We start from the raw sequence: 718 nt of genomic DNA, 5'->3' as shown, positions 1-718 counted from the left end.
CCGCCTTCGGAGTTATGAACAGCAGGGACAACACCGCCGACTCGAATACCAAATGGCGTCAGCTCTTTCGCCCAGCTATGGGTAAAGCCGGTAATCATGGAGTTTGCGCTCTCTAAGCCTGACACATCATGAAAGTCATCGTGAGATATTACATTCACAATCACGCCTTCTTTGTCTTGCTCTCGTAATCTCTCTGCACTGATTTGCCCAAATGCGAAAAGGGTCGATGCCATAGCAGACAGATCATTGATAAAGCTACTGACAGGCTGATCGCCAATTAGACTAGGCATTGGGGAACTTATCCAATTGTTGACCAGAACATCGGGCGTCGTGTTGAAGGTGGTTTGAATAAAATCATACACGCTGAGGATAGCTTGGCTGTCATTCCCTTCGAGCGTGTAATGGTAAACAGAGTCGGAGAAGCGGGCACATTGTAAATAAGTCGCCTGAAGTGCTTTTGCGTCTTTATCACAAAGGATGACAGTGGCTCCAAGGTTAACAAAGTGATTCGCAATCGTTCCTCCCAATCGCGAGCCGGCAGATGTTACCAATATAATTGAGCTTTTTATTTCCATCCCAGTACCTAAGCAAATCGTCCATGTTGGATAAGGATGGGTTAAATTTCATACAGCGGGTGTGAATTGGCTCAAACTAAGGTGTACCCATTGATAACTTTTTATGAACTTTGTGGCAGGTCACATTTTGCAGTAACTTCAAG

1 protein-coding gene is annotated in these 718 nt (G+C 45.3%); it reads right to left on the bottom strand.

Annotated features, from left to right (window positions below; all coding sequences use genetic code 11):
* The coding region (locus AB4653_RS25680; protein WP_372105638.1) for an SDR family oxidoreductase at positions 1-575 on the bottom strand (575 nt) is incomplete at its 3' end.
* Positions 576-718: the final 143 nt, after the last annotated feature.

Origin of the sequence: Vibrio sp. 10N.222.48.A3 (assembly GCF_041475345.1) — a bacterium.
GTDB lineage: Bacteria > Pseudomonadota > Gammaproteobacteria > Enterobacterales > Vibrionaceae > Vibrio > Vibrio tasmaniensis_A.
Note: the sequence above shows the minus strand (reverse complement) of the source record. Positions and strands in the feature narration are given on the sequence as shown.